Annotated in this window: 17 protein-coding genes; 7 read left to right on the plus strand and 10 right to left on the minus strand. The window is 56.2% G+C overall.

Annotated features, from left to right (window positions below):
• Positions 1 to 214: 214 nt before the first annotated feature.
• Together B060_RS0119745 and B060_RS0119750 are read right to left on the minus strand one after the other, a co-directional pair.
• Complete coding sequence (locus tag B060_RS0119745; protein ID WP_018083541.1) at positions 215 to 1,093, minus strand: DMT family transporter; 879 nt, start codon at positions 1,091 to 1,093, stop codon at positions 215 to 217.
• Positions 1,086 to 2,099, minus strand: a complete 1,014-nt coding sequence (locus B060_RS0119750) for a substrate-binding domain-containing protein (protein ID WP_018083542.1) — start codon at positions 2,097 to 2,099, stop codon at positions 1,086 to 1,088. The genes B060_RS0119745 and B060_RS0119750 overlap by 8 nt, the downstream gene beginning before the upstream one ends.
• Positions 2,100 to 2,228: 129 nt before the next feature.
• On the opposite strand from B060_RS0119750, the gene B060_RS25290 reads away from it, so the two are divergent.
• Positions 2,229 to 3,083, plus strand: a complete 855-nt coding sequence (locus B060_RS25290; protein ID WP_018083543.1) for an IclR family transcriptional regulator — start codon at positions 2,229 to 2,231, stop codon at positions 3,081 to 3,083.
• Between the two features lie 33 nt (positions 3,084 to 3,116).
• Here B060_RS25290 and B060_RS25295 read toward each other — a convergent pair whose 3' ends face one another.
• Together B060_RS25295 and B060_RS0119765 are read right to left on the minus strand one after the other, a co-directional pair.
• Positions 3,117 to 3,839, minus strand: coding sequence for a FadR/GntR family transcriptional regulator (locus B060_RS25295; RefSeq protein ID WP_162149140.1), 723 nt, complete (start codon positions 3,837 to 3,839; stop codon positions 3,117 to 3,119).
• 741 nt (positions 3,840 to 4,580) lie between these two features.
• Positions 4,581 to 5,498 carry a LysR family transcriptional regulator gene (locus tag B060_RS0119765; RefSeq protein WP_018083545.1) on the minus strand — a complete coding sequence of 306 codons (918 nt, stop codon included), beginning with the start codon at positions 5,496 to 5,498 and terminating at the stop codon, positions 4,581 to 4,583.
• 96 nt (positions 5,499 to 5,594) lie between these two features.
• Between B060_RS0119765 and B060_RS0119770 the strand changes: the two genes are divergently transcribed.
• From B060_RS0119770 to B060_RS0119780, 3 genes are read left to right on the plus strand one after another with little or no spacing between them, the layout of a single operon-like run.
• Positions 5,595 to 6,473, plus strand: a complete 879-nt coding sequence (locus tag B060_RS0119770) for an NmrA/HSCARG family protein (protein WP_018083546.1) — start codon at positions 5,595 to 5,597, stop codon at positions 6,471 to 6,473.
• A gap of 35 nt (positions 6,474 to 6,508) precedes the next feature.
• Complete coding sequence (locus B060_RS0119775) at positions 6,509 to 7,447, plus strand: alpha/beta hydrolase (protein WP_023447413.1); 939 nt, start codon at positions 6,509 to 6,511, stop codon at positions 7,445 to 7,447.
• A gap of 46 nt (positions 7,448 to 7,493) precedes the next feature.
• Positions 7,494 to 7,877 carry a hypothetical protein gene (locus tag B060_RS0119780; protein ID WP_018083549.1) on the plus strand — a complete coding sequence of 128 codons (384 nt, stop codon included), beginning with the start codon at positions 7,494 to 7,496 and terminating at the stop codon, positions 7,875 to 7,877.
• Between the two features lie 415 nt (positions 7,878 to 8,292).
• On the opposite strand, the gene B060_RS0119790 is transcribed toward B060_RS0119780, so the two are convergent.
• The 3 genes from B060_RS0119790 to B060_RS0119800 form a co-directional block, all read right to left on the minus strand.
• Positions 8,293 to 9,048: a hypothetical protein gene (locus tag B060_RS0119790; RefSeq protein ID WP_018083551.1), complete on the minus strand. Its 756-nt coding sequence runs from the start codon at positions 9,046 to 9,048 to the stop codon at positions 8,293 to 8,295.
• 1,045 nt (positions 9,049 to 10,093) lie between these two features.
• Positions 10,094 to 10,912, minus strand: coding sequence for a nuclear transport factor 2 family protein (locus B060_RS26295; RefSeq protein ID WP_018083552.1), 819 nt, complete (start codon positions 10,910 to 10,912; stop codon positions 10,094 to 10,096).
• 502 nt (positions 10,913 to 11,414) lie between these two features.
• The gene (locus B060_RS0119800) at positions 11,415 to 12,428 is read right to left on the minus strand and encodes an NAD(P)H-binding protein (RefSeq protein WP_018083553.1); all 1,014 of its coding nucleotides are present in this window, start codon (positions 12,426 to 12,428) and stop codon (positions 11,415 to 11,417) included.
• 92 nt (positions 12,429 to 12,520) lie between these two features.
• On the opposite strand from B060_RS0119800, the gene B060_RS0119805 reads away from it, so the two are divergent.
• Entirely contained in the window at positions 12,521 to 13,426 is a 906-nt protein-coding gene (locus B060_RS0119805) for a LysR family transcriptional regulator (RefSeq protein WP_018083554.1), read from the plus strand.
• 124 nt (positions 13,427 to 13,550) lie between these two features.
• On the opposite strand, the gene B060_RS0119810 is transcribed toward B060_RS0119805, so the two are convergent.
• A complete protein-coding gene (locus B060_RS0119810; protein WP_018083555.1) occupies positions 13,551 to 13,916 on the minus strand; it encodes a winged helix-turn-helix transcriptional regulator in 366 nt (121 codons plus the stop codon).
• Positions 13,917 to 14,242: 326 nt separating this feature from the next.
• Between B060_RS0119810 and B060_RS0119815 the strand changes: the two genes are divergently transcribed.
• Positions 14,243 to 14,662, plus strand: coding sequence for a GlcG/HbpS family heme-binding protein (locus tag B060_RS0119815; RefSeq protein ID WP_018083556.1), 420 nt, complete (start codon positions 14,243 to 14,245; stop codon positions 14,660 to 14,662).
• A 63-nt stretch (positions 14,663 to 14,725) separates the two neighbouring features.
• On the opposite strand, the gene B060_RS0119820 is transcribed toward B060_RS0119815, so the two are convergent.
• Complete coding sequence (locus tag B060_RS0119820) at positions 14,726 to 15,658, minus strand: zinc-binding dehydrogenase (RefSeq protein ID WP_018083557.1); 933 nt, start codon at positions 15,656 to 15,658, stop codon at positions 14,726 to 14,728.
• 157 nt (positions 15,659 to 15,815) lie between these two features.
• Here B060_RS0119820 and B060_RS0119825 point away from each other — a divergent pair, with 157 nt between their 5' ends.
• Positions 15,816 to 16,787, plus strand: a complete 972-nt coding sequence (locus B060_RS0119825) for an AraC family transcriptional regulator (RefSeq protein ID WP_201768124.1) — start codon at positions 15,816 to 15,818, stop codon at positions 16,785 to 16,787.
• Positions 16,788 to 17,297: 510 nt separating this feature from the next.
• Here the strand turns inward: B060_RS0119825 and B060_RS0119830 are convergent.
• The coding region (locus B060_RS0119830) for an autotransporter family protein (RefSeq protein WP_018083559.1) at positions 17,298 to 18,452 on the minus strand (1,155 nt) is incomplete at its 5' end.

An 18,452-nucleotide genomic window follows, 5' to 3' on the forward strand; every position in this document is an offset into this window, starting at 1 on the left:
TCATTCATATTATCATACTCTCATAATATGGAACAATTGTATTTTCGCCACATGCGAATAACAAACCTTTAAAGCGGAAAGGGAAATTGACTATAATGGCACAAGCTGCAGCATTAAGGTTGTACCACTTGGGTCGCGCGTCGAGCGCCCACCTTAGAACTGTTGTCGAAAAAAGTGCCCCCCGAAACGTCCTCTACGGGAGGACGCGTCAGGTCTAGTTCACTGAGTCGTTCGTGTGTTTAAGCAGCGGCCAAATACCAGCCAGCGCAATGACTGTAACTCCGACACGTGTCGCAACGTCAGGCGTCTCGGAAAAAAAGACGAAACCGAGTCCAATGCTCCAAAGCAATTGCGAATACTGCGTTGAAGCGACGGAAAAGGCGGGGCCGCGGCGCCAGGCGTACATCAAAACGACATTGGCCAGCGCCCCACAGCTGGCATAAGCCACAATAAGCCAGAACGCACTACCGCTTGGGGAAACCCAATGGCTCACGGCGGCAATACCACTGATTGCCAAGACCGAAAGGGCTGAGGCGCCATACATCGACGCCGCACTTTCCTCGTCACGCGTGGCGTGCAGAAGAAGACCCGTGCCGGCCCCACAAAGGGCGCAGACAAGGGCCGCTAAATGGCCGGAATTGAGTTCGCGCAAACCCGGTCGCAGAACGATAAGCACGCCTAGAAAGCCGATCAGCGAAGCCAGCCAATTGAGAAGAGTGGTTTTCTCGCGAAGGCAAAATGGAATAAGCGTGGAGGTCAGCAAGGGGGCGAGGAACAAGATCGCGGCCGCTTCGGCGAGCGGCAGCCGGCTCCAGGCATAAATTCCCGAAACCGTCCCGCCAACCGCAAAACAGCCTCTGAGCAACCAGCGCCACCACCTGTGAGGACGTACAAGTTCGATGGCACTCAAGGATCGCCCCAACACCAAGGGTGACAACATAAGGGAAACTACAGCCCCGACGAATGCCAGTTCGAAGGGGGGAAGACTGGTTCCGATCCCTCGGATGCTGGCATCCCCAAGCGAGTAGAGACTGTAAGCTGCCAACCCTAAAACGGGACCGATAATGGGCTTGAAGACCGTAAACCTACCCACCGCACGAGTCCCGCACGACCATTTCCGTTGGCAACCGCTCCGAAGCCGCCGACAAACCGGCTTCCCTTCGAAACAACTTTGAAACCAGTAGCTGCCCCGCTCGTACCACGTCTTGACGAACGGTCGTAAGCGCGGGCGTGGCATGGCGAGCAAGGGCGACGTCATCATAGCCCACAACTGCGACATCCGCCGGCACATCAATCCCCCGTCGTCGCAACGCAGCGATTGCGCCAAGCGCGATCATATCGGTCGAAGCGACGATGGCATCAAATGGAACAGAACCATCTAGCAAGTCATTCACCGGATCGAATGCATCATCATAACCTATGTCGGCCGAGCGGATGAGACGTGGGTCGATTGGGAGGCCTGCCTCCTCGAGAGCCCATCTATACCCCCTGCATCGCTCGGTAATAGCCTCAAATGGCGCAAGACCAAGGAAGACGATCCGTTTACGCCCTGACCTGAGCAAATGTCGCGTCAGTTTCACAGCACCTGCGAAATTGTCGCCGCCAACGGAACAGTAAAGCTGCCCGTCAATTTCCGGCCCCCACACCACGAAGGCCCTTCCTTGCCGAAATTGTCGATTGAGGGCGCTATGGTATTGACTCTGCCCGAGAACGATAAACGCGCCATTTGAGTTGCTTTTCAACAACGCATTTAGAGTGTCGTCATTGTTTGGCACGACATGAGCCAAGGCCAGGTCGCGGCCTCTTTCGCGCATGGCCAGTGCGATGCCCCCGAGCAGTTCAAGGATGAAAGGATCCGGAAAGACGCGCGCGCCCACCGGGGGCATAACTACGGTTACAAGGTCGACAACATGCTTCGAGCGCGGCTTTCGAAGCGGTATCGAATACTGCATGCCTCGCGCAGCCTCCATCACGGATTGTCGAACCGCCTCACTAATCACAGGATTGCCCGCGAGCGCTCGCGACGCCGTGGACGTCGAAACGCCCGCCCGTGCTGCAACGTCCTGAAGTGTAATCGTTTTATCTGGTGTGCCTTCCATGCAATCTCCCTCCCGCTAGCAACCGCACCACGAGCTTAACGAGCTTTTATGCAATTGCATAACTTTATCTTTGCAATTTCAGCGAGGCGACATAGAATTAGCAAAAGAGCCTTCGGATGGAACTCAGAAATGTCGGTTTTCGAACAAGGGAATTCATCGGCTACAGGCGCAAGACAGTATCACGCGCCAGCGCTCGAGAAGGGCTTAGACATCCTAGAGGCATTGGCAGAAGCGGACGGTCCGATGACATTGTCAGCTGTCTCCAAAAACCTGTCTCGCTCCATGAACGAATTATTCCGGATGTTCCAGGTTCTTATAGACCGCGGCTATCTGGCGCCCGCATTGGACGGCACAGGCTACGAACTCAGTACCAAGCTGCTAACGATTGCACGTAGCTCCCACGTCTTGCGTCAGTTCGTCAATCACGCACTTCCCCACATGCGCTCGCTTGCGGAGAGCACGGAACTCGCATGTCATGTGTCCGCAGCTGCCGACGACCAACTCGTCGTCATTGCCTCCGTTGATGCACCTGCTGCTGTGAACTTCAGCGTTCGCCCAGGTTTCCGAAGCCACATGACGTCTTCCGCCGCTGGAAAGGTCCTGTTCGGCTTAGAAACCATGGACATGCGCGATCGACTCTCCCCAATTTTAAAGCGTAACATTGGCGATCAAAAATGGTCTGATTTTTATGAATCGGCTGAGGAAGCGCGTCGCAATGGCTTCAGCATTGCTCAGAGTGAGATTCTTCCCGGCGTCACCGATATCTCGGGTCCGGTGTTCGACGAGCTCGGCATTAAGGGCGTTCTCACCGTGCCCTTCATGCATTCCGGGCTCGGCCTGCAAATCTCCCAGGTGTCAAAACTTGTCGCTGAAAAATGTGCGGAAATCAGCCGTGAATTGGGAGCCAAAGGCCGCGTGACCGTCGACAGGTTGTCTTTACGGCCCACAGCCATGTCGCAACCATTGCTGAAGCTCGTCCGCTAATTTTACAAGGAACCAGGACGTCTCATACCGTGACTATCCGTTTACAGATCGGACATCTGCCAGCGGATTCGAGTCTCTTCTGGCCTCAAGGCTCCTGCTTTCATCGTCAAGCAGCCAGCGCATCGCGGTTTCAGCGCGATTTATATCCCGCGCACGGATGGCATTTATAACCGCAGCATATTGGTCAAGATTTACGACAACTGTTGGCAACACATCTTTGGCAAACCGATTAAAGACCACCGACATCGTTGCCTGAAGACGGACGTAAAAGAGGTTTCCCGAACCCTCTATTACGCCATCATGTAGCCGCCTGATTGCTGAGACTTTTTCATCCTGGCTTTGAGCCAGCTTAAGATCAGCAAATGCACTTTCGATCTGAGATAGAGCCGATGGTGAGCCCAGCTTAGCCGCCAAACCGGCAGCCATTGGTTCCAGGCCCCTGCGCAAGTCCGCGTATTCCCGCAAAAAAACATCTGAATTTGGGGAATCAACAATCCAGCGCATGACATCGGCATCGAGAAGGTTCCACTTCGCGACTGGCTGGACTTGAGTGCCGACGCGAGGGCGCGAATCCAGCAGACCTTTTGCCATCAGGCTTTTGACAGCCTCTCGTACGACTGTACGACTGACACCGAAAACATCCGTCGACTCCGCCTCATTAGGAAAAGGGCGCTGGTCGTAATCGCCACGAATGATCGCAGGGCCAATTGCTTCCAGAAGACGCGCAGCCATGTTTAAATTGAGGTGTGTTTCCATCGTGCCCATCCGTATATTGCCTAATATACTTTTATCAATGAAAGAGGCAATTATCATTTCATAATACCATTGTCATTGACGAATTTCTACAAGTCCTTCTCTGGTTGGCGCCAAACACCTCGATACGAACCACTTTTCCTGAGCAAAGCCCTGGCTTTCAGATATGAAAGCTAGGTATCTTAGTTGCTAAAAGGCTGCAACGGAGCTTCTAACCGCCGACATAGGCACCCTTAATAGAAGAAGAGACGTGCTGCGAAAGCACAGGGAGGCGTTGAAGGGGTGGAGGGTGAGCGGCCGCGCCACTTTAAATCCGCGGCAAAAGCAGTTCGACGTTGGTTGCTATTGCGATAATTCAACCAGCTTTTAGGCGGGGACTTCGGCGCTCGTGCGGTTCATGGTGGCGGTGTCCCGCCATATCGCTGCTTCTGCCACACCAACGCGTGGGGCACGACCACAGGCGTCAAGGCGGGCCTTGGCGTTACTGCGCGCACGGCGATCTCGGTCCCCCAAGGGGTAGTCGCTCTGAATGAGCGCAAAATGCCTAGGCTAAAGCCAATATTTGTCTCGGTGCACGTCTTCGGGCACGCCCTTACCAAGCCTACAGCTCAGTTGAGGGATTTGATTTGCGACGAAGTCGGTCGACATTCGGCTTTGTCAGGATAGGTAGAAACCACGACTGAATTTTCTGAGACACTGATCGGGTGGATCAGGCCTAGAACCAAGATGATCTCAGAGCTGTTCTTAAGCCGGAATGACGAAGACTTTCTCGGGAAACGAAGACTCGAGGATATCCATGAACGCCCTCACCTTCGCACCGACGAGACGACGCGAACTTTGCAACGCCCAGATTTCCACGGGAGGCCCTGCTTGCGTTCCCCAACACGCCAGGCGGCCTGCGGTTATATCATCCTCAACCAAAAGCTTTGGCAGAAGGGCGGCGCCGGCGCCCGCCAAGACCGCATCCCTTACCATCAGCAACGACGATAACCGCAGTACGGGATGGGGCTTAAGATAAGCCTCACCTGACTCCGACGCTATTCGCCACACCGTGCCGGCAGTCGTCGTTGACAGGAGCACGGCATTAACTTCACTGGAGCCGCTGTCAGACCCTAGGGAGGGGCGAGGCATCAGAACGGGAGCCACGACCACCCGATGATCCTGTAGAAAGCGCCGCCCCACGAGACGTTCGTCCGCGGAAGGATCGATACGGATGATAAGATCGTAGCCATCTTCTACCGGGTCAACTATACGATCCTCGGCAACGATCTCAAGCTGTACCTCAGGATAGGCCAAGGCGAAGCGAGCGCCGATGCGCCCGAACACCACATGGGCCAGCACAACTGGCGCGCTGACGCGCAACCTGCCTCTAGGCGTCGCGGCGCCGAGGACGACCGCTTCACCCGCTTCGGCGATCTGTGACAACAATCCGTCGGTGCGTTCATGCAACTGCCGCCCCTCCTCCGTCAAACGAAGGGTATGTGATCCGCGTTCGATCAACCGGACACCAAGACTTTGCTCAAGCTCCGTCACCCGACGCGAGAGCGTTGCCTTAGGTCGGTTTGACGCGCGGCTCGCGCGGCCGAAGCCACCATGAGACGCAACCAGGTTAAAGTAGGACAAAGCCTCCAAGTCCATTTTCTCGTTCCAAATTTGAGACAACCAGTCTCTAATTTGTCATCTTTTTCACAGATTTGAAACTGCTATTTTGTTTGAAGGAGACGCGAAGTCTCGCCACAAAATCGAAGGATTTTCAAAATGTCTATTCTTGTTACCGGCAGCACTGGCACAATCGGCTCACAGGTTCTCTCGGCCCTGGCGGGACAATCTGCCGATATTCGCGCCCTCACGCGATCACCGGACACGGCGCGCATGCCTACCGGCGTCCGTCCTGTTCGCGGCGACCTGGCCGACATCGAGTCCATGCGCGCCGCACTCCAGGGCGTAAGCACATTGTTCCTGCTGGCGCCCAATGTGCCCGATGAACTCACGCAAGCCATGCTGGCTGTCAATCTGGCACGTGAGGCAGGTGTCAAAGGCATCGTCTACCTCTCGGTATTCAAGGGCGAAACCTACACAGATGTGCCACATTTTGCCGGTAAATATACGGTCGAGCGGATGATTGAGGCCCAAGACCTCCCGGCGACGATTTTGCGGCCGGCCTACTTCATCCAGAACGACATTCGGCAGAAGGCCCCGGTTCTGGGCGCCGGCATTTACGCGTCTCCGATCGGTAACAAGGGTCTATCCATGGTAGATATTCGCGACATCGGAGAGTCGGCCGCCAAAGAGCTCATCCGACGCGATCAAGCGCCCGTGCCGCTCGGCATCGAAGCCTATAACCTGGTCGGCCCGGATGCGCTCACCGGAACGGATATCGCAGCGATATGGACCGAGGTGCTTGGCCGCACCATCAGCTACGGGGGCGATGATCTCATCTCGATGGAGCAGCGCATGAAAGCCATGCTGCCGGGTTGGCACGCGCTCGACCTGCGGCTGATGTTTGCGCGTTACCAGTCCGACGGCGCCATTGCCACGGACGCAGACCTTGAACACCTCACCCGTTTGCTCGGACACCCGCCGCGCTCGTACCGCGCCTTCGCGGCAGATGCCGCCGTGCAATGGGCCAATAGCTAATTCTCGTCCCCACCAATGTCTTGAGGAGACCTCCCATGATATCCAACACTGAAATCTTCCATCCGCTCGACGACAAAGATGCGGTTGTCGTCGCCACGATGCGGCAGGTGCTCGCGCCCATTAAAGGGACGATCAATAGCCCTGCCTCCAGGGGGCTGTTCGACGAGGTCATGGAGCATACCCCAGATGCGCGAGGCATGACTTACGAAGCAGGAACGGTCGGCGGGGTGTCGGGCCTTTGGTGCCTTCCCGATAACAAACGGAGCGATGTGTTTATTCTCTACTGTCATGGTGGCGCTTACATTCTTGGGTCTGCGCGGGCTTTCAGACATCTTGCAGGTCAAATCGCCGCGCGGACACGAGTGGCGACCTTCGTGCCGGATTATCGTCTAGCCCCGGAACATCCGTTTCCAGCCGCTGTGACAGACCTAGTATCTGTCTATTATGGCCTCTGCGACCTGGCGCCACAGGCGATCTCGATTGTCGGAGATTCAGCCGGCGGCGGTTTGGCCCTTGTGCTCCTGGCTCTGATGCAGGCAGAAGCCACCGCAGGTACAGTATTGGCTCCGCGAGCCGGCGTTGCGATGTCACCATGGACGGACCTCGCTTTGACAGGCGCCAGCATGACCGAGCGCGCCGAAGCCGATCCGCTTTTGACGCCAGATATGCTGAAGACGACGGCCACGCTCTATCTCAACGGTCAAAGCCCGGAAGCCCCTTCAGCCTCACCGCTCTATGGTCATCTCGCAAACCTACCGCCAATTCACATCCATGTCGGTGAAGACGAAATTCTGCTCGATGATTCGAGGCGCTATGCGTCTCGTGCACAATCAGTTGGTTCAGATGTCAGTCTGAACGTCTGGCAAGGCATGCCTCACGTCTTTCCGTCAAATATCGGCGCTCTGTCCGCTGCTGGAAAGGCACTCGATCTTATCGGTCAGTTTCTGACCGCTCGCTTTGAACTCAGCCTATAGTCACCCAAGGATCAAGAATCCGCCCTCTCTGCAAAGGACACAAACCATGACTAAGATACTTTTTGTCGGCCAGAAGCCGGACACCGTCGACTTTTCCGATCCGGCCCTGCCGCCAGGCTTCAACGCCGAAAAAATCCAGGCGGGGATCGACCTTGCCGCTACGCGGATCGCGGAAAAGGGCTGGCAGGGCGACATCTGCATGATTACGCCTGACGACGCGGGCCTTACGACATTGACTGCGCAACTTGCCACAACCGCCTACGACTGTGTCGTCATAGGTGGCGGTCTAAGGATGCCGCCCAAGAGCCTATTGTTGTTCGAATCCGTAGTAAACGCCGTCCACAAGGGCGCGCCAGGCGCCGCGATTGCGTTCAATACACGTCCAGAAGATACGGCCGAGGTCGCGACCCGCTGGGTCACACAACGCTAAGGATCAGCTAGGGGTGGTGGCTTTCTGTTTCGCCGTCATCCCCTGCCCCTCAGACTGGCTGCGCGACAATGTTCATCACGCGCTCGAGCGTGTCAACGGAAGCGCCGTCTTCGAAACGAACGAGCTCCGTGCTGAGAGACAGCGTAGCGCCCAATTCGAGCGACCTTTGCCGCAGCAGAGGCTCGAGCTGGTCCTGAGCGATACCGGCGCCGGCGCGCTGACGCGCAACCTGCCCCTCGGCGTCGCGGCGCCGAGGACGACCGCTTCACCCATTTCGGCGATCTGTGACAGCAATCCGTCGGCCCAAAAGCAGCCATATCTTCCTTAGAACCAATTGATATTTAAAAATTTGTCTCATAACTACCATCATGCGGTAACGTGTAAAACGCGGGCGAATGCCCGCGCATCGCGCAATTTAACCCGCCGGCGCGGCCGCCAGCTTCGCCGAGCCAATATGCCAGCGCAACTGTGCCGGTGCCGCGCCATCGACATCGTTGACGCGCCGCACGACGTACTCACCGGTGAAGCGCTGGTGCGTTCCATCGTCAAGCGTGGCATCGACCACGACGGGAACGTTCTGATATATGGACCCGGCCCCGCCTTCGCTGGGCTCCAAGACCCCGATCGTGACATGGGTCGCCCGCGTGTGCGCAAAACCCGAACTGAACTTCGCCCGCGTTTGATTGGGCGGACCGCCTTCACCCCATTGTTGCCATGCCGTGTCATAGTCATGCGCATTGAGCGCGGAATAGTAACGCTTCACCACGGCTACAGCCGCCGCCTGGCTCTTGGGTACCGGCCGGCACTCCGCCATCGGCGCGCCTTGGCCGTCGAACAGGGCGCAGCTCCGAGCGATCTCGTCTTCGATCATCGCACAGCTGTTGGCCGTGTTGCAGGGAGGATGTGTCGCCGGCGACACGGCAAGGCACATCTTCACCTGCTTGTCGGCAGCAGTGGCGCCGATCTCATCCGCGCAGGACACCGGGCTGCCTGCGGCGGACAGCGATATCGACACCGTCTCCGGGCCGGACGCGGCGGTGGCGCCAATCATGGCTGGACGGGCTGCTTCGCTGGCGCCCGCGTCCGCCGCCGGGCCTTTTTCAGACGCCTGACAGCCCCCAAGGCCGCCGAGGGACAAGCCAAGCAGGGCCGATGTAAGATATAACTTCATGATTATCTCCGGGCTCCAGCCCTAGCGAGGGCGCAAGCTCCGCTGTACGCGCCTAATTGGCAAGGCGACCCCATAAAATTTCAATGTGCCCCGCATGTCCGCCCCCGCCAAAAGTTGCTGAAGTTCAAATATACACGACTTAAAGGCCGCGATAACCAAAGATGGGGCTATCCCCGCAAAGGTCCCGAATCAGACATAGGATTTACGAGGCGGAGGTAAGTTTCAGGTCCGTGATGCTCTGCAAACATTTTGGGGCGGCCCGCGGGCGTGCGTCCCGCCCGTAGGAGAGCCAAAGCCTCGGCCAGTGACTTGACACGCGTCAGGGGCAGCGTTCCGTAGCCCTTGTACTCCCGTAACTTTGGTAAGGTGGCAGTTAGCTTGAGGTGGCTACTAGCAACCATGTTTTGAGGCCCGCCAGAGTGCTGCGATGATGGAAGACAAAAGCAACAAGACGCCGACGTCCGGGTAGAACATATACACTACCGTCAAATTCACACTGCTAAATTCAGGCACCATAAACGCCAGAAATACCCTAATCCAATCAGCACCAAAGATGGAACGAATGAGCGAATTGCTACAATTGCCAACGCCAAGAGAAGGCCATCCAAGTGCCTTCGGAGAATTAGAAATGGCGGTGGAGGAAATTGGGTTTGATGTTTTACCGCACGATAACCGAGCGACATACCTGATTGCGTATGGCACATGTGATTGCCATGCTAGAAAGGCTGCGTCGAGAACGCAAATGTGAGACTACGTCGCTATTTGCCGTTGGAGACTGATCTGCAGAGACTCGAGGAGGCGGCCCTGCCCTCTATTGGCCAGAGCTAAAGAAACGCGTAGATTTGTAGCAGAAGCGAACAAAGCGAGAGCATGCCTATCATCCAAGGACGTCAATCTGGACAATGTCGGAGAACTATTCCTTCCCTCTCGTTTCCCGCCAAAAGCGCCACTCCAAATATTGCAATGGTGGGTCGCATGGACACTTAACGTCACTACCGGTACGAGGCCGTAACGGCGTATTGCGTTCGCCAGAGCTTTGGCAGGTCTAGCGATGATCGTAACTAATGATTTCCACGACCTTCCACCGACCTTCGGTTTTTCGCCAAATATTAACAAACTTGGCCGTTGCGTCCAGATGCTCCGAACCATCTGTCTTTGCGGAATAAAAGCGCTGGGTTCCGGCCTCAATGACACCATATCCTGGCACGGGATTCACCAAAAGTGACCCCTCCACCAACTCGCGGCGCAGCTTTATACCTTCTGCGCAACGATTTTGGAGTGCAGTCACATTTTGCGCAAAATCGGTCTTTCCCGTTATATCTTGATAAAATTCAAGATTTTCGTCCAACATCTCCGAATAGAGTTTCACATCGCACGCATCGAACGCGTCAAAAAGCTTTTTGTCAGCATCGCTAATCTGTGCCTCAAGTTCCAAGTGCGGAGCCAATTCAGGCGCTGGTTGAACGTCCACCTCGCCATGGAGCCCTTTACCGGCTGAGCTCGTCACAAGACCTTGGAGATGCCCTTCTTTGAGTTGCATATCGAAGTCCATCCCTCCGGCCGCGTCTAGGTGAAATTGAACGCGATTGTTTTCCACTCGACCCGCGGTGAAGCCTGTCTGCATATCTACTGATCGGCCTGCACTGCCTGTTAGTAGGACACCGTCCTTTTTTAGAACGAGTACCACCTTATCATGGCTGCTTTTTCCATCAGGGCCCGCTATGACCAGATCACCGAACCATACACCAGAAATGTCTACGCTCTTCTGCTGTGCTATCGCGGAAGGAACCAGACAAGCATTCGGAATCAGAAAAATAATAAATACGGCAACTTGAGTAAGAAATTTCTTTGCTATGCTGGACATTTGGCTCCCTGTAGAAATAAAACGACAACAATCAATTGGTCTTCTGCCTATTTAACAAGAGGCCCATTACCTATGGTTTGGATGCGGGCCGGGATATTAAATTTCCGTAATACTAGCGTCACGACGAGGATAACGGCCAACACCCGGCTTCCGTCGTCTCGTTAGTCGATCCTAGTGCTGCGCCACAGACAGTCGGTTTAAAACGGCAGACCCTGTCGGAGTGGTCAGTTGTAGGGAAGATTCATCTCGGGTGATTGCCGTACATGCACGTCGGCTACCTAATCCCCAACTCACCACAACGAACAGGGAGAAACGGAGATGGTCCATCGCAAGCTCCGGAGCCGCGAATGGTGTTTTAATACCGCAAAATGAATTTGTCGCACCGCACCTAAAGTTTATTCAGGGAATACGCGAAATGGCGTGTCCGATTTTGTACCTTTGCCCCGACGGACCCGTCATTCTATCTCTGCCAACGGGGCGAAGGCCGATCTGTATGCGCGTGTCAGTGTTCGTCGCGGTCAAACTTGAAGTCGTCGGGCAGGCAGCCAAGTCCAGTGAGCGTCGCCTTCATGGCTTCATCTATTGGCGTGCGCGGCTCAGGCCCGATTGCCTCGACAAGTCGTGTGTTCGGCATGCGCAGCGGCTTCTTCCAAAGATATTTCATCTCCCCGGCTTCCTTCATGAAGGTGTTGAAGGGCGCCAAGAACGGCAGTATCCACCATGGAAAGCTTTTGATCTTCAGATCTGGCTTGTCGACGACACGCCGGATGGCGGCGGTCAGCTGTGTGCCGTCGTGATCCCAGAAACCCTCCATATGGTAGGCCGCGAAGACGGGCAAAGTATCGCCCTTCTCAACCAGCCGCATCATTGTTTCCGCAGTGTCCGGCAGATAGGCCCATTGATGACCAATGCCCCGTTTGCCAGGATAGGTGACGGAGTCGACCTGTATGCCCGGCGTGATCATGCCTTGGGAAAACCAGTTATTGCCAGCCTTGGGACCAAAGAAGTCTCCGGCCCGCACAATGATCACCCGTACGCCGCTTTCGCTGGCAAGTTTCAAGCGACGTTCCATCTCGACGCGGATAGAGCCTTTGACTGTGACCGGGTTCTGGGCTGCGTCCTCATGTAATACTGGAAAGGCATCGGGGCCAAAATTGTATATGGTACCTGGTAATATGACTGTGGCGCCCACGGACTTTGCAGCAGTGATGGTATTGTCGAGCATCGGCAAGACGAGCGTTCCCCAGTTGCGGTAGCCGGCGGGGTTCACGGCATGAACGATGAGAGTCGCATCTTTTGCGGCGTTCAGTACATCTGAGGCATTCATAGCATCGCCCTGCAGCCAGTTGAGTTCCGGCTGACTGCCTGCGGCTTTTGCTGCGTCCCGGTTCAACGCCCGGACGGTCCAGCCGCGCTTCACCAGGAGGCACGCGACTTCGCCGCCGATGCCACCGGTAGCGCCGAGCACCAAGGCGATCTTTTCGTTGTTCTTGTTGTTGGCGATATTGTTGGTCATGATTGATATCTCCTCTTTCGATGGCCCCACTATCCTTCATCAGACGGATAAACGGAATTGTGCTTTTTCCTTTATGGGCTATACTAAAATGTATGAGCGACCTTGAGCCGAGCTGGGATTTTTATCGGACCTTCCTGACAGTGATGCAGGAGGGATCGCTGTCGGCTGCGGCCCGGCAACTCGGGCTGACACAGCCAACGATCGGGCGACATATCGACGCCTTGGAGACTAGTATCGGCTTCCAGCTGTTTATCCGGACGCCCCAAGGTCTCATGCCTACAGAAGCCGCAGTGGATCTAAAGCCGCATGCAGCGAAATTGGCCTCAAATGCCGCAGCTCTCCTGCGCGCCGCGACGGGGCATGGCCCCTCGTCAAGCGTGGGCGTTCGAGGCACCGTCCGGATAAGCGCAAGTGAAGTGATAGGCATAGAGGTGCTGCCGCCAATTCTCGCCGCTCTCGGCGAAGCCCAGCCCGATCTCATTATTGAGCTATCGCTTTCTGACGATGTTGAGGACCTGTTGCATCAGAAAGCCGACATTGCCGTGCGCATGGCGCCGCCGACTCAGGATGCCTTGCTCGTCCAACGTATCGGCGGAATACCGATCGGCCTGCACGCCCACAGGTGCTACCTTGAAGCAAACGGGGTTCCCCAGAGCCTCGAAGGATTACGCGAGCACCGTTTTATCGCCTTCGATCGCGAAAATGAATTCACGCGAAGCCTGCGCAAACTAATGCCGTTCCTAAACGCCGTGCGTCCGGTCCTGAAAGCAGATAGCAATCTGGCACAACTGGCCCTGATCCGCGCCGGATGCGGAATTGGTGTCTGCCAAGTGGAGATAGGACGGCGGGATCCGGATCTTGTCCACATTCTGCAAAAGGAGTTGGCACTCAATCTGCAAACGTTTCTGGTAATGCACGAAAACCTGAAAACAACCCCACGATGCCGTATCACCTTCGACGCGCTGGTGGCGGGAATGTCGGCCTATGCCGGCAAATAAGGAAAAACAAACGTGCAATTGATGGCACAGCGAAGCAGGAGATCCTGCGGAGCTTGAAATCCAGTCGATACACGCGAACCCACCCCTTGGATCCACGTTAGGTGGCGTAAGGATTAAATCGGGATTATGCCGCGTTTGCCCGCTCTGGCTTCCCGAAACGCCCTATATTCTCATCTCCCCAAAATTTTAGCGCCACAAGAATTGGCTGCAGGCTACGGCCCAGGGGCGTGACGGTATATTCGACCTTTGGTGGCACCTGGGCGTAGATTTTGCGCTCAATCAGCCCGTCCTCCTCAAGCTCCCGGAGCTGGTTTGTCAAAGTTCTCTGGGTGACGCCGCTGATCTGACGCCGGATTTCGTTGAAGCGCATCGTGCCGGTCAAAAGATGGAAGAGTACGACACACTTCCATTTGCCGTCGATCAGGCTGATCGTGGCTTCGACGGCGCAACCCGGGTCACAGTCAAAGCGAGAGTGGCGAACCTTGGCCATAGTGGTATCTCCTAGATACTTATATGCACATTGTTCCGTACATCCAATACCGGGCGTATGCGGTTCTGATCGATTTAGCAATACGCCTTCACTCATATGTGGCCTGAAATAAGTCCGTTGAGCCGCTTCGACACATTCCAATCCTGAACAACATATATGATTCAATAAATTAGGGTGTTACTCGTCCGGCACCAGTATCCATACGGATACTGAAGGCAAACTTTGTGCGTATCACGCCGTGAGAACAGGTCCCCTACATTCAAGTGACCGCACGCCCCCCTCTTGGGCGATGTGGGCGCCATCAACCTGACTCTAAGGAATCTCATATGACCAAAAATAGCTATACCTCTCACTCGATCACGCATCAGGCCGCCGCACGACTGATCGCCGAGGCCACCGCCGCGTCTGAGCGCGTCGGCTTCGAACCGGTGATCGCCATCGTTGACGCGGCCGGCAACCTCAAAGCCTTTGAGCGCAGCGACAAGAGTTCATACCTGGCGGTCAATATCGCCATCGACAAGGCATACACCGCCGCCTCGTTCGGTCTCACGACTGCGCAGTGGGTCGACTTGCTAGAAGATCGCGGCGCGTCGAACCTGAGGTATGTGCCCCGTGTCATGGCCGCGGCCGGTGGGTTCCCTATCATGGAAGATGGAGCGATTATTGGTGGACTTGGCATTTCGGGCGGAAGTTGGTCACAGGACCAGGAAGCCGGTGAAGCCGCGCTCCAAGCCTTCGGTCAATAAGACTAATACAAGTGGGAGACTAGGTCTCAGGTCCTGCGATAGCGGCGAGGCCTACCAAGCCCACTAAGCGCGCTGCTGAATATCCAGAATAGCCTTTCCGTTGACTTTTCGGCCTAACAGCGCATCGACTGCTTCCGTCACCTGCCGCCAATCGCCACGCCAACCGATGCATGGGTCGAGCTGCTTCCGGGCCATGAGAGCCAACAGGTAGTCGAGGTCCGGGCCGAACCCCGACCCCACTCCAAAGATTTCGATTCGTCGTCCCGCCGCACGACGACCGTCCGCAAACCGCTGCTGCATGAAATCGATCGTGCTCGGCTCAAGGGACGAGGCACCCACGCTTTGCAATGTGCCGCCAATGGCCAGCAGGTCCAATGCGCAAGGCAGGAGCGCGCCGCCCACGTTGTCGATAACGCCATCTACCGGTGTCTTCACACCGTCTAATCCCACAACAACTTCATGGGCTCCAAGCTCGGCAAGGCCGGCGCCTCGTCCCATCGAGCCAACACTGGCGATGACGTGAGCGCCTGCCAGATGCGCGAGCTGGACGGCGAAGCGGCCTACACCTCCGGAAGCCCCTGTGATCAGAACGCGTCGACCAATTAGAGGGCCTAACGCGCGTACAACCCGAAGCGCCGTGATACCTGCAACTGGGAGTGCGCTCGCGGCGCCGAAATCGACCTCCGGCGCCGCGACCCCGATTTCACCCGTATTCACTGCCCTGAGTTCTGCCCAGGCGCCGCCCCCACCAAAGGTGCTCACCCGCGCGCCGGCTTTCGGTCCCGACCCATCGGCGGCGGCGCGCACGACGATGCCAGCAGCATCCCAGCCGGGTACGTCCCCTGCCTTTCCCCGGTTGAGCGAGGCGACATCGCCGAAATTGAGTGACACGGCGCGCACTTCGATGAGGGCTTGGGACGGCGTCGGCGTCGGGTCCGGCGCCTCGCCAAGGCGAACACCGCGCGGCTGTGTTGGATCGAATATCAGCGCTTTCATCAGAGCTCGTCCCTTTTGCCAGGTCTTTGGGAAGGTATGCGAAAGAAGCCTTTCGCGTCGGGAGCGCCTGCGTGCCTCTCCCTGCAGCCGTATTATGGTCATGTGAGGCGATACGTGCTATGCTCTTTCGTCCCTATTATCGTTGCGATCGTATCAATTGCTCATTGATCCTCTATCAGACGTGCTATCCCTTCTGAAACCGCGCAGCTATGTCTCCGGTGGCTTCTCCGCGGCTGGGGACTGGTCGATTCAGTTTACACGCAACGACGGCATCAAGTGCTACGCCGTCGTCTCCGGCGAGTGCTGGCTATCGGTCGAGGGCGTCCTTGAGCCCGTTCGCCTAACTAAAGGCGATGGCTTTCTGCTACCGAACGGGCGGCCTTTCCGACTGGCGAGCGATCTCAAGTTAGCGCCGACTGACGCCGCAACTGTATACGCCGCAAAACGTGAAGGCGGATTCGTGACGTGCAACGGCGGCGGCGAACTTTTAATTGTCGGTAGCTACTTTGCCCTCGCGGGCAGCCATGCCAACATCCTCTTGAAGATGCTTCCGCCCATCGTTCATCTTCGCAAAAAATCAGATCAGGCTGCGCTACGATGGGCTGTGGAGCGGATGATGGAGGAACTGAGGAGTCCTCAGCCAGGCAGCTTCCTAGTCGCCCAACATCTCGCTCATATGATGCTGGTCCAGGCCCTCCGACTGTACATGTTGGACGGGGCTACGGCCGGCGTAGGCTGGCTTTTCGCCCTAGTGGATAAGCAGATGAGCTTAGCGATCAACTCAATGCACCATGATCCGGCGCGGCGCTGGACGCTAGACGCGCTGGCGTTGTGCGCCGGCATGTCACGCTCCAGATTCGCTCGGAAGTTCAAGGAAACGGTCGGGATGACGGCAATGGAATATCTGACGCGCTGGCGAATGCTACTCGCCGGAGACAGGCTTGCCAATTCCAGTGATCCCATCTCCATCATAGCGCCGGCACTGGGCTACGAATCCGAAAGCGCATTCAGCGCCGCTTTCAAGCGGGTCATGGGCTGTTCGCCAAGGCAATACAGTCTTGTCGAAAGTCCGAATTCTTTGACTGTGGGCGAAAAGGGTAAGATACCGGCTGCCAACCGGTCTACGTGATGCGTCTCAATTATCGTGCGGCGGAACCCGATGATTGTTGGAATGGACGACCCCGCCCGTATCGTTTATGCCAAGGTTCGGTTGTCATTTTCCGAACCCTAAGGACCGTAAGTGTGACCGGAAAGCATGCACCACGCAATGCCATATCATTGGTCAACGCGGGCTGCTTCCCGGCGCTGACTTAGCCTAATCCTCGTCTACAGTTGGCTGAGCAGCAGGCTTTGGCCCCACGACCAATGTCGCGCCGCCTAAAGGTTGAAACATCTCCGCGTTAGTTTAGAATATTGTGAATTGAAGCGCCATCTGGAAAATCGGCGATCGCTTCCAAGATTAATTTTAAGTCTGGCTCGGGCATTTGTGGCAAGATTGGGCTCCGACATTTTTCGCGCAAGATGAACTTGGTCAGGTCTTTTCATTTCCGATTGGCGGGAGTGCGGAACAAACCGGACTGGCTTTATGCTGTAAGTCCAAAACTTTCTTAATATTCGATAGAGCTGGGGCGTGGTGCCTTCAAAATCTCAGTCGCAATCCAGCACTGCCCTCAAGTCTGTAGCTGTCGCCAAAATCTTTCAGGGCCGTCTTACCCACTGCTTCCCCGTATAGGGTAAGATTTGTGCCAAGGTATAGGGTTCCGCCCACGCCAAGTTCGCCCCAGAGCCGGTCTTCAGCATGATGAATAGCGGTAACTGACACGCGAGTGGGCGTCCCATCGAGCCATTCATAGGTGAGGTTGACGAGGCCGTAGATATCGCTACGGCCAGCTGCCCAGGTATTCTGACGATCTAGGATGACACCCCAGCGTGATTTCAGACTGGCGCCCTTATCGGCTGTCACGACAGCATCTGCTTCGTCAACGAAGCGATCAAACCGCACATTAGAATAGGCCATCTGGAACTGCGGCGTGACGCTAAGCTTGCCACCGATCGACATACGTTTACCGGCTTCGAAGCTGATAGCCTCTCCGCTGCCACGATTGCCATGTGTGAGCGCGCCGAGAACATCTGAATCGAGATTGCTGTCATAGTAACTGACCTGCGCCTGACCGTCGATATACGCCCCCTTAAGACCATACCAGGTCATGGTCGCGCCAAGGGCATAGCTGTTCGTCTTGATTGCGCCGTTGCCAAAGTTTGAGCGAATACGGCTTCTGGCCTCACCATAGGTGACGGTGATACCTGTCACCAGGCGCTCGCCCTTGTCGGTCGTTGTAAGCAACTGATCGGCACCCAGTTGCATCTTCCAAATATCGATGTCCTGATCGGAGCCACTTGTCGATACCGCCGCGTTGGCGCGGCTCCGTATGCCTTCCGTGCGTCCCCAAAGACCGTTACCTTCGGGATTACCCCCGGCAGCCCAAGTGCGGTTACCGACGCGCTGCTGGAGCGTGGGCAAGGTGTTAAGCGATTGCAGGTTCGCGCTATAAACCTCATAGATCGGTACACCGGGCTGGTAAAGCGGTGACGGATCGGTATCGCCCGGAATGAGCAACGCCGAACGCAGATACCAATCGCCATCGGCGGGATTGGCAACGCCATTCTTGTAGAGTCGATAGCCGTAGGCACCAGCGATTACCGCCTGTTCGCCGTCGAAGACGTAGTCACCTTCAAGCACAAAAGTGCCGTTGGATGCGCCGGTGACGTCTATGATCTTGATGCCCTCGATCGT

This window comes from Asticcacaulis benevestitus DSM 16100 = ATCC BAA-896 (genome assembly GCF_000376105.1).
In the GTDB taxonomy this organism is placed as follows: domain Bacteria; phylum Pseudomonadota; class Alphaproteobacteria; order Caulobacterales; family Caulobacteraceae; genus Asticcacaulis; species Asticcacaulis benevestitus.